This window comes from uncultured Sphingomonas sp. (assembly GCF_913777625.1).
GTDB lineage: Bacteria > Pseudomonadota > Alphaproteobacteria > Sphingomonadales > Sphingomonadaceae > Sphingomonas.
Map to the genome: position 1 here is coordinate 331,107 of NZ_CAJYTI010000010.1, position 15,032 is coordinate 346,138.

General features: G+C 66.2%; 16 protein-coding genes. 7 read left to right on the forward strand and 9 right to left on the reverse strand.

What is annotated here, in order from left to right; translation table 11 throughout:
- Positions 1 to 53: 53 nt before the first annotated feature.
- The 4 genes from QZ814_RS06595 to QZ814_RS06610 form a co-directional block, all read right to left on the reverse strand.
- Complete coding sequence (locus tag QZ814_RS06595; RefSeq protein WP_294330348.1) at positions 54 to 539, reverse strand: hypothetical protein; 486 nt, start codon at positions 537 to 539, stop codon at positions 54 to 56.
- A 188-nt stretch (positions 540 to 727) separates the two neighbouring features.
- On the reverse strand, positions 728 to 1,420 hold the full coding sequence (gene rplA / locus QZ814_RS06600; protein WP_264609350.1) for a 50S ribosomal protein L1: 693 nt from the start codon (positions 1,418 to 1,420) through the stop codon (positions 728 to 730).
- A gap of 4 nt (positions 1,421 to 1,424) precedes the next feature.
- Complete coding sequence (rplK, locus tag QZ814_RS06605; RefSeq protein WP_010545000.1) at positions 1,425 to 1,856, reverse strand: 50S ribosomal protein L11; 432 nt, start codon at positions 1,854 to 1,856, stop codon at positions 1,425 to 1,427.
- Positions 1,857 to 2,121: 265 nt separating this feature from the next.
- Entirely contained in the window at positions 2,122 to 3,195 is a 1,074-nt protein-coding gene (locus QZ814_RS06610) for an AI-2E family transporter (protein ID WP_294330352.1), read from the reverse strand.
- A 170-nt stretch (positions 3,196 to 3,365) separates the two neighbouring features.
- On the opposite strand from QZ814_RS06610, the gene QZ814_RS06615 reads away from it, so the two are divergent.
- Together QZ814_RS06615 and QZ814_RS06620 are read left to right on the forward strand one after the other, a co-directional pair.
- A complete protein-coding gene (locus tag QZ814_RS06615) occupies positions 3,366 to 3,677 on the forward strand; it encodes a hypothetical protein (protein WP_294330353.1) in 312 nt (103 codons plus the stop codon).
- Positions 3,678 to 3,721: 44 nt separating this feature from the next.
- Positions 3,722 to 4,333, forward strand: a complete 612-nt coding sequence (locus QZ814_RS06620) for a general stress protein (RefSeq protein ID WP_294330354.1) — start codon at positions 3,722 to 3,724, stop codon at positions 4,331 to 4,333.
- A 202-nt stretch (positions 4,334 to 4,535) separates the two neighbouring features.
- Here the strand turns inward: QZ814_RS06620 and QZ814_RS06625 are convergent, their stop codons facing one another.
- From QZ814_RS06625 to QZ814_RS06645, 5 genes are all read right to left on the reverse strand, one after another.
- Positions 4,536 to 5,141 (reverse strand): hypothetical protein, encoded by a 606-nt coding sequence (locus QZ814_RS06625; RefSeq protein WP_294330357.1) that lies wholly within the window; start codon positions 5,139 to 5,141, stop codon positions 4,536 to 4,538.
- A complete protein-coding gene (locus tag QZ814_RS06630; RefSeq protein ID WP_294330358.1) occupies positions 5,138 to 5,440 on the reverse strand; it encodes a PadR family transcriptional regulator in 303 nt (100 codons plus the stop codon). The genes QZ814_RS06625 and QZ814_RS06630 overlap by 4 nt, the downstream gene beginning before the upstream one ends.
- A gap of 126 nt (positions 5,441 to 5,566) precedes the next feature.
- Positions 5,567 to 6,106: a transcription termination/antitermination protein NusG gene (nusG, locus tag QZ814_RS06635; protein ID WP_264609339.1), complete on the reverse strand. Its 540-nt coding sequence runs from the start codon at positions 6,104 to 6,106 to the stop codon at positions 5,567 to 5,569.
- Between the two features lie 16 nt (positions 6,107 to 6,122).
- A complete protein-coding gene (secE, locus tag QZ814_RS06640) occupies positions 6,123 to 6,320 on the reverse strand; it encodes a preprotein translocase subunit SecE (RefSeq protein WP_010542828.1) in 198 nt (65 codons plus the stop codon).
- A 278-nt stretch (positions 6,321 to 6,598) separates the two neighbouring features.
- Positions 6,599 to 7,228: a DedA family protein gene (locus tag QZ814_RS06645; RefSeq protein ID WP_294330359.1), complete on the reverse strand. Its 630-nt coding sequence runs from the start codon at positions 7,226 to 7,228 to the stop codon at positions 6,599 to 6,601.
- Between the two features lie 133 nt (positions 7,229 to 7,361).
- Here QZ814_RS06645 and QZ814_RS06650 point away from each other — a divergent pair, with 133 nt between their 5' ends.
- The 5 genes from QZ814_RS06650 to QZ814_RS06670 all read left to right on the forward strand — a co-directional run bounded on the left by QZ814_RS06650 (position 7,362) and on the right by QZ814_RS06670 (position 14,902).
- Positions 7,362 to 9,323: a glycoside hydrolase family 127 protein gene (locus tag QZ814_RS06650; RefSeq protein ID WP_294330360.1), complete on the forward strand. Its 1,962-nt coding sequence runs from the start codon at positions 7,362 to 7,364 to the stop codon at positions 9,321 to 9,323.
- A 702-nt stretch (positions 9,324 to 10,025) separates the two neighbouring features.
- Positions 10,026 to 11,144, forward strand: a complete 1,119-nt coding sequence (locus QZ814_RS06655) for a LuxR C-terminal-related transcriptional regulator (protein ID WP_294330361.1) — start codon at positions 10,026 to 10,028, stop codon at positions 11,142 to 11,144.
- 268 nt (positions 11,145 to 11,412) lie between these two features.
- Complete coding sequence (locus QZ814_RS06660) at positions 11,413 to 12,258, forward strand: hypothetical protein (protein ID WP_294330362.1); 846 nt, start codon at positions 11,413 to 11,415, stop codon at positions 12,256 to 12,258.
- A gap of 64 nt (positions 12,259 to 12,322) precedes the next feature.
- Positions 12,323 to 13,213 carry a hypothetical protein gene (locus QZ814_RS06665; RefSeq protein WP_294330363.1) on the forward strand — a complete coding sequence of 297 codons (891 nt, stop codon included), beginning with the start codon at positions 12,323 to 12,325 and terminating at the stop codon, positions 13,211 to 13,213.
- A gap of 84 nt (positions 13,214 to 13,297) precedes the next feature.
- Complete coding sequence (locus tag QZ814_RS06670) at positions 13,298 to 14,902, forward strand: asparagine synthase C-terminal domain-containing protein (protein WP_294330364.1); 1,605 nt, start codon at positions 13,298 to 13,300, stop codon at positions 14,900 to 14,902.
- Positions 14,903 to 15,032 lie beyond the last annotated feature (130 nt).

Consider the following 15,032-nt stretch of genomic DNA (forward strand, 5'->3'; position numbering starts at 1 on the left):
CCGATCTGGCCGCCGCCCCGCCGGCCGGCGAGGCGTCGCAGCCCTGTGAGTGTTTAGAATCCTAAGGTGAGTCCGGCGGCTAAATACTTCTCGCCTGCATTCGCCTTCAGTTTCAGTTTCGGACCGATCGGCATCGATACCGTGCCATAAGGCCGTACTTCGTCGCTCAAGCGCGCACCGACGCCCAGCGCGAAGCCAGTCGGCGTATGGAACATGCCCTCCAGGCGGCCATAGGCCTTGACCTCGGTCGCGTCGCAATTTTTGCGATCCGCGTACTGGCCGTTGCGATGATTACGACAACGCGTGCTGCCGCCATTATCGTCCAGATAATAGGGCCAGCTATCCCCTTGGTACAGGAATGCGCCAGCTGCACCGCGTAGGCTGAGCGGACCGAAATGAACTCCGTATCCGACACCAACTTCACCGCCCCACTGATCCTCAGAACGTGCACCGTTCGCTTCCAGACCAATCTGTGCCGACGCTGGCAAAGCAAATAGGGTCGCCGCAGCTAGTGCTGCGCCGAGCATCCAGTTCTTCATGTAATCCCCCTGTTGGACCCGGCGATCTGATCGCCGGGGGGCGAGCGTTAAGCAGAATCTATTCGGAACTGCAATCAGTCGCTGCGTAGATGGGAGGCATTCCAGAAGGATTGGGCATGTGCGCTTCGCAAGCAAAAAGGGCCGGGGATCGCTCCCCGGCCCTTTCGCTTTTTCGGTTCCCGAAGGACTTAGACCGCGGCGACTTCCGCCGTGTCCACCTTCACGCCCGGGCCCATCGACGAGGAGAGCGCGACCTTCTTCAGGTACTTGCCCTTGGCGCCGGCCGGCTTGGCCTTGACCACCGCGTCGACCAGCGCGTCGAAGTTGCGGCGCAGGTCCTCGTTCGAGAAGCTCACCTTGCCGATGCCCGAGTGGATGATGCCGGCCTTTTCGACGCGGTATTCCACCTGACCGCCCTTGGCGGCCTTCACGGCCTCGGCGACGTTCATGGTCACGGTGCCGAGCTTCGGGTTCGGCATCAGGCCCTTCGGACCCAGCACCTTACCGAGACGGCCGACCAGGCCCATCATGTCCGGGGTCGCGATGCAGCGATCGAAATCGATCGTGCCGCCCTGGATGGCTTCCATCAGGTCTTCCGCGCCGACGACGTCGGCACCGGCGGCCTTGGCTTCCTCGGCCTTGGCGCCGCGGGCGAACACGCCGACGCGAACGTCCTTGCCGGTGCCGGCCGGCAGCGTCACGACGCCGCGGACCATCTGGTCGGCGTGGCGCGGATCGACGCCGAGGTTCAGCGCGACTTCGATCGACTCGTCGAACTTGGCGGTCGCATACTGCTTCACCAGCGCGATTGCTTCATCGACGCCGTGCAGCTTCACGGGGTCAACGGTCCAGGTCTTCTGCTTCTTGGTCAGCTTGGCCATGGGATCAGCCCTCCACCACTTCGAGGCCCATCGCGCGGGCCGAACCTTCGATGATCTTCGTCGCGGCGTCGATGTCGTTCGCGTTCAGGTCCTTCATCTTGACCTGGGCGATTTCCGACAGCTGCGAACGCTTGATCTTGCCTGCCACGACCTTGCCCGGCTCCTTCGAACCCGACTTCAGGTTGACGGCCTTCTTCAGCAGATAGGTCGCCGGCGGCGTCTTGGTCTCGAACGAGAAGGAACGATCCGCATAGACGGTGATGACGGTGGGAAGGGGCGTGCCCTTCTCGACGTCACCGGTCGCGGCGTTGAACGCCTTGCAGAATTCCATGATGTTCACGCCGCGCTGACCCAGGGCAGGGCCGATCGGCGGCGAGGGGTTTGCGGCGCCGGCAGCCACCTGCAGCTTGATATAGCCGGTAATCTTCTTAGCCATGTCACTCTCTTTCAAGTCGAGCGGTACAAGCGACGACCAGAGGCCGCCTCCCGCATGGTTCCACCACGAATGCGTTGGAAGCCGGCGCCCTTAGCCGAAAGCGGGGCGGGGGGCAAGGGGCTCCAAGATCCTCCCCGGCACGGGGAGGGGGGCCATGCGCAGCATGGTGGAGGGGGATCGCAGCGAGCGAATCCGGTGTGGAGGCCCCCCTCCACCACCGCCTGCGGCGGCGGTCCCCCTCCCCGTGCCGGGGAGGATCTTTACGTCACGGCGCCGTATGCCCGGCCTCGGCGCCGCCGATATCGCCTTCGGCCACCCATTCCCGCCACAGCAGTACCAGCGCGGCCATCACCGCCGGCCCCACGAACAGCCCGAGCAGGCCGATCGTCTCCACCCCGCCCAGGATGCCGATCAGCACCCAGACGAAGGGGAGGCGGGTGGTGCCGCCGATCAGGCTGGGGCGCAGGAAATGGTCGATCACGAAGTTGAGCGCATAGCCGATCGCGCCGACGATGATCGCCGCCATCACCGCGCCCTTGGCGAGCAGCAGCAGAAGCGCCAGCACCAGCACCACCGCCAGCCCGAACGGGATGATCGAGGCGAAGCCCGAGAACAGCCCGAGCAGGATCGGGTGCGGCACGCCGCCGACCACGAACAGGATCGACATCAGGATGCCCTGGGCGAGCCCGAGCAGCACCATGCCGTCCACCGCGCCGCGCACCGCGGCGAAGATCTGGCGGCCGAGCCGGTCGCCCGCATCGCCGAACGCGCGGGTGGCGCCGCGTTCGAGCTGGCGGACGATCGCGTCGCGGTCGCGCAGCAGGAAGAAGAGGACGACCAGCGTGAAGGCGAACACCACCACCCGGCGCACCAGCGTGTGGGTGAGCGCCCCCGAATGGCTGCGCCACAGGCTGTAGTCGAGCTTGCCGAACTCGGCGGCGGCGGCCTCGGGCGTGGCGAGGTGGAGCGTCCACCAGGCGCGGACCTCGCTCGATCCCCAGGGCAGGCGGGTGACCCAGTCGGGCACCGGCACGCCGTGGGCGCGGGCATCGGCGATCCAGCCGGCGACCGCCTGCGCCTCGACCACCGCCTGGCTGATCGCGATCGACAGCGGGATCAGCACGACCAGCAGCACGCCGAGGGTGAGCAGCGCGGCGACCAAGGTCGGGCGGGGGAAGCGCGCGTGCAGGCGGCTGCGCAGCGGCTCCACGCCGATCGCGAGGACGCCCGCCCAGAGGATCGCCGGCACGAAGGCCATGCCGATCCACAGGGCGGCGGCGGCGATGAGCCCGGCGAGCACGACGCGCGCACGGGTCTGGGCTTTGGTCGTCTGTTGCATGCGGTTCCCCTGTTTGGCGGCGACAGTGGCGACGGCCGCGCCCGCTGGCAAGCCGGGTGCGGTGCACGCGCCCGATGAACTAAATAAGCCCTTAGATCGTTTAGGAAATTCCAGCGGCGCCAGGAGGATGGGCGTGGCTCGGGAAAGACCAACCAACGAGAGGAATGGGCATGAAACGGATCATCATCGCCGCCGCCGTCGCCGCGCTGGCGACGACGGGTGCTGCTGCTGCGCAGAGCGGTCAGCAGGGCTCGCACAATCCCGTGGTGAAGAACAGCGCCGCGCATCATGTCGCGGCACCCGCCAAGGGCCATAGCTCGTTCACCGAAAGCCAGGCCAAGGGGCGCCTGACCAAGGCCGGCTATACCGACATCAGCGACCTCAAGGGCACCAAGAACGGCGCCTGGCAGGGCATGGCGATGAAGGACGGCAAGAAAGTCACCGTGACGCTCGACTATAAGGGCAACGTCACCGCGCGCTGACCTCCTCTATTTCTGCACCTATCTCATTCTGCAGGAGAATGTTCATGAGCCGGACCATTACGCGCCTCTTCGACGATTATTCGGATGCCAAGGCGGCAGTGCACGCGCTGGAGCAATTGGGCGTACCCCATGACGACCTCAGCATCATCGCCAACAATGCGCATGGCGAGCATGAGGTGAGCGACGTCAACGCGCATGGCGATGTCAGCCGCGGTGCCTCGACCGGCGCGGCGCTGGGCGGCGTCGGCGGCCTGCTCGCCGGTCTGGGCCTGCTCGCGATCCCGGGCCTGGGCCCGATCGTCGCGGCCGGCTGGCTCGCCTCCACCGCGGCGGGTGCGGCGATCGGCGGCATCGGCGGCGCGGCGACCGGCAGCCTGGTCGGCGCGCTCAAGAATGCCGGCGAGAGCGAGGAGGACGCCAACGTCTATTCCGAAGGCGTCCGTCGTGGCGGCACGCTGGTCAGCGCGCGCGTGCCGGACGATCGTGCGGCCGAAGCGGAAGCGGTGCTGAACCGCCATCGCGGCGTCGACGCCGGTACGCGGGGTGCCGCCTATCGCCAGTCGGGCTGGAGCCAGTTCGACAGCGACGCGCCAGCCTATACGCGGGACGAGATCGCCCGCGAGCGGGCAACCTATCGCGAGCCAACGGCGCTCTGAGCCGAAGGTCTCGGTACGAAGAAAAAGCCGGGGCAAACGCCCCGGCTTTTTTGTGCGGTGTCACGGATTGGCGGTGGCGTGCGCCCAGGCGCTGGGGCCATGGGGAGAACAGCGCGAGCGCCCGTATCCTCGGCATCGCATCTGCGATCGGCAGCGGACCACGACCAGGGCCGGGGTGCCGCCCTGGGCTTTCCTGTTCGCGCTAGCGTCGATGGGCCGGGCTGCGGCGGAACAGGGTCGCGGTGTCGACATCGGGGAGCAGGATGTGGTTCGGCTGCGGGAGCTTGTCGAGGCGCAGCGGGCGCGGCGGCCGATTGCCGGCGGTTTCGATGCCCGTGTTCAAGGTGCCGACGAACCGGTCCGGCAGGAGGTAGGGACCGCGCCGGTCGCGCAGGACGACATAGTCGGCGATGCGCATGTCCTCGGCGTACAGGCTGCCGTTCCGCAGCGTGATCGTTGCCGCGCCGATCGCCGTGCCGAGCTTCAGCACGCTCGCCCAATCGCCTTCCAGCAGGTCCCAGGCCAGGCAGAGATGCGCGAGGCCAAGCGCCTGCCGGAAATACAGCAGCGCCATCGGCACCAGCACGCTCAGCGCGAGCGCATAGCCGGCAAGCGTTCGGCGCCCTTCGCCGTGCTGCACCATCTGGCCTCCGGCGGCGGCCAGGCATCCGATGGCGAAGGCGAGCGGCTTGCCGTCTTCGCAGGCAGCCTCGAACTCCGCCTGCATCGCCAGGGCCCATTCGCCGCGTTCGGCACCGAGACACTGGCGTGCCAGGGCCATCACCCCGCGTGCCAGGGCAGCCGTCACGCCAGGGCCGTGCGGGGGGTGGGAAGGGGCGGGTCCGGGACCGCCGATTGCGCGAAGGCGACGCCTGCTGCCGTCAACCGATAGGCGTGCCGCGCCGGCCGCCCGAGTTGCTCGGGCGCGCGCCATTCGGCGTCGACCAGCCCCTGATCGGTCATCCGCATCAGCAGCGGGTAGAGCGTGCCCGACAGCAGGCCGGTTTCCTTCATCAGGTCATAGCCGTGCCGCCACTGCTGCGGGTGCGCGGCGAGCGCCTCGAGAAGGCGGAGCATCTGCTTGGACGGTCGGCGGTTGCGGCCCATGCTGTATTTCAACCTAAGTAGAATTTTCTGTCAACCTCGCGTCGCGCGGCCGCGGACCAACAAAAAAGCCGGGGTTCGCACCCCGGCTTCTTCGTCTTGGTCGTGCGCAGGCCGCTCGGCCTGTGATCACTTGACGCGTTCGACGTCCTCGAAGCCCAGCTCCAGCGGGGTCGCGCGGCCGAAGATCGAGATCGAGACCTTCACGCGGTTCTTGTCATAGTCCAGCTCTTCCACCACGCCCGAGAAGGTGGCGAAGTTGCCGCTGATGACCTTGACCGTGTCGCCGATGTCGAAATCGACCTTGAGCTTGGCCTTGGGCGCCGCGGTCGCCGCTTCTTCCTTGGTGTTGAGGATGCGCGCGGCTTCGGCCTCGCTGATCGGCTGGGGCTTGCCCGAGCTGCCGAGGAAGCCGGTCACCTTGGGCGTGTTCTTCACCAGGTGGTAGACGTCATCGTTCATCTCGAGCTTGGCGAGCACGTAGCCGGGGAAGAACTTCCGCTCGGACTGGATCTTCTTGCCGCGACGCACTTCGGTGACGGTCTCGGTCGGCACTTCGACCGCCTCGACGAGGCGATCGAGGCCCAGGCGGGTGGCGTCGGCCATGATCTGGTCGCGGACCTTGCCCTCGAAACCGGAATAGGCGTGGATGATGTACCAGCGCGACATGGTTGTTGGTCTTTCCTTACTGCGCGAGGCGAAGAAGTGCGTTGACGATCAGATCGAACAGCGAATCGATCCCGAGGAAGAAGCTGCCGAGCAGCGTCGTCATGATCATCACCATCACGCCGGTCATGATCGTCTCGCGGCGGCTGGGCCATGCGATCTTCGACGTTTCCTGGCGCACCTGGCGCATGAATTCGACGGGGCTGGTCTTCGCCACTGGGGCTATTCCTCGTGTGAACGTTGGTGCTTCGGGCATGGGTCCGCTGCCCGGTCCTTTTCAGGAACCGGTGCAATCCACCCAAGCTGTCGGCTAGGGGGCTGTATCTAGAGGATCGTGCCAAGTTGTGCAAGCCGCCCCTTCATCCTCTCCCGCCAGGGGGAGGTGGCGCCGAAGGCGACGGAGGGGGAGGATGCCAGACCGGAAGCCGGCGTGCTTCCGCCCCCTTCGTCAGGCTGCGCCTGACACCTCCCCCTGGCGGGGGAGGATTATGTCGCCTACCGCTGCTTCAGCCCGCGCACGCGGTGCCAGATGTAGAAGCCCAGCAGCGCCACCAGTATCACGCCGATCAGCGCATCGGCGCTGTGGAAGGCGGCCTTGAGGCGGGGATCGCGATCCCACTTGTCGCCAAGCGTCATGCCCACCCAGGCCAGGCCGAAGCACCAGGGCCAGCTGCCGAGGAAGGTATAGACGTGGAACGGCACCAGCTTCATCCGCGCGACGCCGGCCGGGAAGGCGATGAACGAGCGGATCACCGGCAGCAGCCGGCCAATCAGCACCGCGACGCTGCCATAGCGCGCGAAGAACCGGTCCGCCGCGTCGATCTCGCCCGGGCCGATCAGCAGATACTTGCCCCAGCGCAGCGCCACCGGCCGCCCGCCACGCTTGCCCACTTCATAGGCGACGATCGAGCCCAGGTTGCAGCCGATCGCGCCGGCGGTCGCGGCAAGGTACAGATCGAAGCGCCCGGTGGAGACAAGATAGCCGGCAAAGGGCATGATGATTTCCGACGGCAGCGGAATGCAGGCGGATTCGATCGCCATCAGCAGGACGATGCCGAGATAGCCGCCGCTCGAGATGACGCCGATGGTGAAGGTGGCAAGGATGCCCAGGATGCGTTCGACCATCGCGCGTCGTTGCGGCACCCGCAGGGATTTGGGAAGACGCTTTTTGCGCGGGCATGCGGACCCAAAGATGCTTGGCGTCCTGGAACCGGGCTGATAACCCCGAGTAATTAGAGCGAAAACGGGAGAGACGGCGATGAGCACGGCAAGCGGGCGGCTGCAGTCTTCGCGGCGGGCATTTCTGGCCGGCAGCTGCACGGCAGCGGTCGCGATCGGCAGCGGGGCGGCGGCGCCGCTCCATGCCGCGCCGCCCTCCGGCGCACCGGTGCCGATCGCCGTCCCCCCGCGGCTCCAGCCGTTCGACATGGCGGACGTGACGCTGGGGGAGGGCCCTTTCCTCCATGCCCAGCGGGCGACCGAGGCCTATCTGCTGCGGTTGCAGCCCGATCGGCTGCTCCACCAGTTCCGGGTCAATGCCGGGCTCAAGCCCAAGGCGCCGGCCTATGGCGGCTGGGAATCGGATCCGATGTGGACCGACATCCATTGCCAGGGCCATACGCTCGGCCATTATCTGTCGGCACTCGCGCTTGCATATCGCTCGACGAACGACGCCCGCTACCGCCAGCGTATCGATTATATCGCCACCGAGCTGGCGGCCTGCCAGGACGCGGCGAACAGCGGGCTGGTGACCGCCTTTCCCGAAGGCGCGGCGCTGGTCGCGGCGCATCTGCGCGGCGACAAGATCAGCGGCGTGCCGTGGTATACGCTCCACAAGCTCTATGCCGGCCTGCGCGACGGCGTCGTGCTGGCGGACAGCGCGCCCGCCCGCACCGTGCTGCTGCGCCTCGCCGACTGGGGCGTGGTGGCGTGCCGGCCGCTGTCCGACGCCCAGTTCGAGGCGATGCTCGAGACCGAGCATGGCGGCATGAACGAGGTCTATGCCGATCTCTATGCGATGACCGGCAAGACCGACTATCGCGATCTCGCCCGGCGCTTCTCGCACAAGGCACTGCTCGCGCCGCTCGCCAAGGCGCAGGACCATCTCGACGGGCTCCACGCCAATACCCAGGTGCCCAAGGTCGTCGGCTTCCAGCGCGTCTACGAGACGACGGGCGATGCCGCCTATCACGATGCGGCGGCGTTCTTCTGGAAGACGGTCGCCGAAACCCGCTCCTTCGCCACCGGCGGGCACGGGGACGGCGAGCATTTCTTCGCCATGGCCGATTTCGAGAACCATGTCTTCTCGGCCAAGGCATCGGAGACCTGCTGCCAGCACAACATGCTGAAGCTGACCCGCGCGCTGTTCCTCCACGATCCCCGGCCCGAATATGCCGATTATTACGAGCGGACGCTCTACAACGGCATCCTCGCCTCGCAGGACCCGGACAGCGGCATGGCGACCTATTTCCAAGGCGCCCGGCCGGGCTATATGAAGCTCTACCACACGCCCGAGCACAGCTTCTGGTGCTGCACCGGCACGGGCATGGAGAACCATGTAAAATACCGCGACTCGATCTACTTCCACGACGATCGCGGGCTCTATGTGAACCTGTTCATCCCCTCGACGCTGCGCTGGCGCGACAAGGGGCTGGAGCTGGTGCAGGAAACCCGTTTTCCCGAACTGCCCAGCACCACGCTGCGCTGGCGGCTGGACAAGCCGGTCGACCTCGCGCTCAGCCTGCGCCATCCGCGCTGGAGCCGTACCGCCGAGGTGCGGGTGAACGGCCATGTCGTCGCGCGCTCGGTAGCGCCCGGGCACCATGTCGCGGTCAAGCGCACCTGGCAGGACGGCGACACGGTCGAGCTGCAGTTGGCGATGGCGCCGGGCGTGGAGAGCGTGCCGGCCGCGCCGGACGTGGTGGCCTTCACCTATGGCCCGCTGGTGCTGGCAGGGACGCTGGGCCGCGAGGGGCTGGCACCGGGCGACGATCTCGTCGTTAACGAGCGCGATTATGGCCGCTACAATGATCGCGCGGTGGCGGTGCCGGTGCTGGCGGGCGACCCGCAGGCGCTGGCCGCGGCGATCCAGCCGGGTGCCCGGCCGCTCGAATTCACGCTGCCCGCCGCCGACGGACGGCCGGTGCGGCTGATTCCGTATCACCGTATCGCGCATGAGCGCTACGCGACCTACTGGCAGCTCGCGCCGGCCCAGGCCTGAGGCGTTCCGGCGAGGGATCGGGAATGCCGTCGCGGCATCGAAGGATGCGATCCCGTCACGGTGATGCCGTTGCCTTCGACATGCCGCGCGAAACGGGCTGAACGTCCTGCCGGCGCGATCGCATGTCGCCGGGGCGGGCGACAAACCGAAGGAAGCGGCCGCGCCACTGCGCCGCCTGTGAACCGCCCGGATTCAGCCATGCCCTGTCGGTGCGGGGACCGTCTTGTCGGGCTGGAGAATGGCTGCCGTACCGCGGAAGCCGGGGTGCGGTGCAGAGCGACTTGTTCCCGCAGAATCGTCGCGGAGCATCCGGGATCGGCGGCGCGCCAGCCGAGCGACCCATAATCGGCACCGTGCCGACGGTCCGCCGCGCAGTGCTCCACCGGAAGCTTCCGTAACACGGCATGGTGCTGTTGCTGCGCGAACATGGCCCGCGTCTTCTCGCTTTGTACTATAGTCGGCACCGTCTTCGCCTGGAATGTCGGGTTGCGGTTCCCGCGGAATCGCTTGCCTATCTTGACTCCTCCTTGTCGCTGGAATGCCATGTCGCGACATGGCGCAATCAAACGATTGACGTGTTTCGCTTACCCGGGCAATTTATCAGGCGTGTATTGTGAAATGATTGCTATATATTATTGGTATATTTATATCGGGTGGCTGAATTTGCAGGCGGAAGCACATGGAGTGTGCTAATAGCAGATCATGAGCGGCGCACCCGATGATGATCTTGGACGTCACGCCATCGCCCCTTGTTCGGGGGATCTTGAAGCTGTTCGAGCCGATCGGGGGTTCGTGGGCCGCCCGCCGCCTGAAGATGGGGTCATCCGATCGAGTTCGGAGGCATTGTCGGGCGGATCGGACTGGCTCGTGCGCGAGGAGGCGCTGACGCCTGCGGCAGCCGAGGAGACGGAAGGCCTGTTCTTCCCCGGGCGGCGTGCCGATCCGTCCGTCGCGCGTCGAGGCCGGGCGCCCGACGCTTGGCAGGAACGGAGTACGGCCATCGGCCGACTGACCGGGCGGCAGAGGGATTGCCTGCGGCTGGTGCGCCAGGGCTATACCTCCAAGGAGATTGGGCGGCGGCTGGCGATCAGTCCGGCGACGGTCGATAACCACGTCCGGGCGGCACTTGCGCTGCTCCAGGTGCCGGGTCGCGCCGAAGCGGCGCGGATGCTGCGGCAGCATGAGCATGATCAAGCGCTGACTAATCAGCCGTCGTCTCTTGCCGCCCGCGCCACGGGCAGCGGGATCGGCGGATCCGGCCTTGTCCAGGCCTTCTGGAGCGCAGGGGGCGTGTCGGCGCCGGTAGCGGCGCGCCGTGCATGCGGTCCGCACGCCCCGGCCCGGCAGGCGTCGACCCGTGCGCCCATTCCAGGTTCGGCGGACGCTGCGAACCACGACGAAGGAAGGCCTTGGGGGCATGGGGAGCAAGCGCTCGCTTCGGCCGCCAGGCACTATCTCAAGCAGCGGCGTCGCCGGGACGCGCTGTTCCCGAAGTGCCACTTCGCGGATCCTGCCTGGGATCTGCTCCTCGATCTCTATGTCGCCGGGGTCGAGGGGCGGCCGGTTCCGGTTTCCAGTGCTTGCATCGCGGCCGCGGTCGCGGCCAGCACGGCGCTGCGCTGGATAGGTGTCCTGGAAAAGGCGGGGCTGGTGCGTCGCATCGCCGACCGGCAAGACGGGCGGCGCGCCTTTCTGACGCTCTCCCCCCTGGCGTCGGAGCGCGTCGCCATCTGGCTGCGCACCACGTTCCCGGTGCCGGAGGTACGACAAGATTCCGGAGATCGAGGCGAGGCCGACGCCGTAGCCGCCCCGGACCGCTGAGGCGCGCGGTGCGTCGCGACCGGGATCACCGCCCTGTCTTTCGCAATCCATAGGCGCAGGCGCGATGCCCCAATCCAGAAGATATGGTCCTGGATTCGCGGTGGCTCGAAGATTTCGCCTGTAATGGCGTGTCGTTGATCAGGTTGGTAGTGCTGTAGTACATCGAAATCCGTTCATTGGCTGTGTCGAGTATCGACGCAGTTTCATTTTTAGTGCGTTCGACAAGCCTATATGCTGCGATGGCATCGTGAATGGGGGCGAGAAGAACATGGCATTCAATGTCCAGATCGTTTATGGCAAGGATGTCGCGTCTTCATCGGTCAAGGCTACTGGCGAGGACATTCGCCCGCTCACCAAAGACTTGTATCCGATCTTCGGACTCACCGACGATCTACTCAAGAAGGCGGTCGAGGCGTATCTCGGCAAGCTTCCCGACGCGGTATATGTAGCGGATCCGACGCCTGACAACTGGTACGCGACCAATAGCTGGGAAGCCATCGTCATCCGCCTGAAGCCCGTAAAGGCAGAAATCGTCTCGATCGATACCGCGATCTCGCAGCTCAAGTCGCAGGTCTTCAAGAACAACAGCAGCAAGACAGCATCCTTCGACGTTTCGATCACCGACGATGTCTCGGATACGGTGGACTCCAACTGGTCCGAAACAAAGTCGTTCGGCGTTTCCCAATCGGTAAACTATGGGACGTCCTTTATCGGGGGCGACACGTCGATCACCTTCCAGGCGGATTTCCAGGTCGGCGGCTCCAAGTCGCGCACGGTGTCCATGGGGCAGAGCTCGGGCGTGATGGTGGACCTCGCTCCAGGCGAGTCCGTGACGGCCAACCTCATCGCCTCCAAGGGGACGATGAAGGTGCGCGTGGTCTTCGAAGCGTATCTCACCGGCGTGATCGCCGCCTATTACAAGGGCGTGTTCAAGTGGAAGCATGTCTGGCCTGTCGACATCGCTGGTGCACTTGAGGCGCTCAACGGCTCCCACACGTTGCGCGTCACCAACGAGATCGCGATCGACTATTTCTCGAGCGGAGAAATCGTCCTCGAGGATACACTCGGCAAGCGGATTCGACTGCGTGCACCGATGCTGCTGACTGCAGACTGACAATCCCGAATGTATGCGGGGCCGATGCGTTCGATATGCGACATCCATCTGAGAGGAGAGTGCTATGGGCTACGGCGCTTACATGGTCGTCAAGAACAAGTCCGCGACGGACCTCACCACCTACATTACCCACTCCAATTGCGTGTACGACGAAGGCCATGAAGGCTCCAACCTGTCGATCTTCAACGACGCGTCGATCCCTGCCGGAACGCAGCTGCCGAGCAGCGGTTCGCAGTATATAGAAGCAAAGAATTCAGGATCCTGCTTCTTCGAGGTGTCGAGCTTCACGATCAAGATCATGACGGCGGGCGGGACCCAGGTCAGCATTATCGACTTTACCGATGCCGGATCCGACTGGGAGTATAGCCAAACGCCTCCGGACTCGAACGACGTCAACGTGTACGTCAACAATACCGGGGATCAGGCGACGATCGCGATCACGGTGGTCAATGCCGTGGGAGCCGCCGGAACGTCTTCGGGCGTCTCGCAAGGTGACGACGCCTTTGAGGACCCCGCCTATGTCGCGGTCGAGCGCGGTGACGCTTTCAGAAAAGGCGCTGCGGGCCAGGATGCCCAGAACCGCCGCAACCGTGGCGAGGATGAAGGGATCGACGAACTGCGCAAGAAGGGCACGGCCGGACAGGACGCGCAGAACCGCCGGAACAAGGGGGCAGAAGAAGACGACGAACTGCGCAAGAAGGGTACCGCCGGGCAGGATGCGCAGAACCGCCGGAACAAGGGGGCGGAAGAGGCCGACGAACTGCTGGCAAAGGGTACCGCCGGGCAGGATGCGCAGAACCGCCGGAACAAGGGGGCGGAAGAGGCCGACGAGCTGCTGGCAAAGGGTACCGCCGGGCAGGACGCGCAGAACCGCCGGAACAAGGGCGCGGAAGAGGACGACGAGCTGCGGGCGAAGGGTACCGCCGGGCAGGACGCCCAGAACCGTCGCAACTAGGGCACGGACGCCCCGTGAAGCGAAGCCGGGGCACCGTTGCCCCGGCACATCGCGGCTTCTTAGGCGCATCGAGGGAGGCGTCCGATGTTAGCCTTTGCACTCTCCACGTACGATGCAGCGTTGGCGTGGCAAAAAACCGAAGAAGGGTATGCGCGCGGGGCAAGCTGGATTGCCCCGTTGCGTCACCCCGCGCTTGAGACGATCTGCCTCGCGCGAGGCTCCAGGCTGTTGCTCTGCGTTCGCGAGCGATGGCGGGGAGGGGGCGACGGATCGGCGCTAGACGGCGTTGCGGATCTCGATGCGGCGGCCATGCAGCTCCGCAAATGGCCCCTGCAGTGGTTGATGATGATCGTCGACGGCGCGTCGGCCAAGATCGAGACCGGGCATTGGGGAACCGCGCCGCTCTTTCTCGTTGAACAGGCGAGGTGCCTGCAGGGGCATTGGGACGCCGGGCAGCTCCAAAGGCTGGTGCCGGTGGCGGTCGATGCCGCCGGCGCTGCGCGCTGGATCGTCGACTATGCGACGCCGTACGCTACCCGCACGCTGTATCCGCAACTTCGCTTGCTGCCCGAGCGCGGCAAGGCCCGGTGGAATGGCCAGGCCGAGGACGACCAGCCGCGCCTCACCTTCCTTGCGCCGCCGCCATGGCCTCGGCCCTATGCCGGCACCCTGCGCGCCGATGTCGACCCGGTCGAGATCCTCGAGTCCATCTTGCATGCGTCCGTGCGTCGCTGGCTGGAGATCGCCGGTGCCAGTGCGGCGTGCGAAGTGAGCGGGGGACTCGATTCCTGCATGGTCGCGGCCCTGGCGCACCGTTGCGAAGGGTTCTCCCAACGAAGCTACGGCCTGGCGCTGGTCGGCACCAGGGAGGCCGAAGGCGACCAGCGTGCGCGCCGTGCCGAGATCGCGCGCCAGCTTCGTCTCGCCGACACGGCAATTCCCATGGCGGATCATCTGCCGCTCGCGCCGGGAAGCGCCAGGGTCACGGGCGACCTGCCGGCGCTGCCCTGGGAGGAGGGATATTATGAAGCGATGGACGCACTGCTGCTACAGGCGCAGCGGGACGGCATAGGCGTGCTGGCGACCGGGTTCGGTGGCGATGAACTATTCGGTCTTCGTCCCTCCGAACGCCGGGCACTCGGGCTCCGGCCGGACGGCAATGTCTCGCGCGGGGAAGACGTCTATGCACCGGCGTTTCTGACTGCGATGGCCCGGGAGGCGCTAAGGCGTCCCACGGAATCGATGCCGCGCGCGGCTGCGTCCGACTCCGCGATCGAAGCAAGCGCATTCAGCGCTGCGCGGTATCTCAGGCGGGGGATCTGGCCCGTACACCCGCTTTGTACGCCAGAACTGGTCCATTTCTGTGCGAGGCTGCCGCCGGAATGGCGACGTTTCCGTCGCATCGAACGACTGCTCCTCGCCAGGCACGGGCTATCGGAGCAAGTCACCTCGCCACGGGTCCGGGACGATTTCTCGCCCGCCATGTCGCGGAGCATGCGGGGCCCCGCCCGCACGCTGCTCACCCGGCTGTTCCGATCGTCGGCGCTCGCCGATCTGGGCATCGTCGATGGCGGCAAGCTTCGGGCGGACTATGCAGCGTGGTGCGACGGGGGCCGCGATGTCGGCGCGACGGTGTTCTACGCGACCGCGATCCTGGAGCTTTCGTTGCAGAGGGGGGCGCGTAGATAGGCGACGCCGCCGATGTGCGGAGATGGCGGGCGGGCCCCGGGCGATAGGCCGGCCAGGCCGATCGTGGGCTGCGGGTAGCGTCGCGTTGCGCGCCGCCGCACCGCAACTCGGCGCGGCGGCCGCCGCCGCC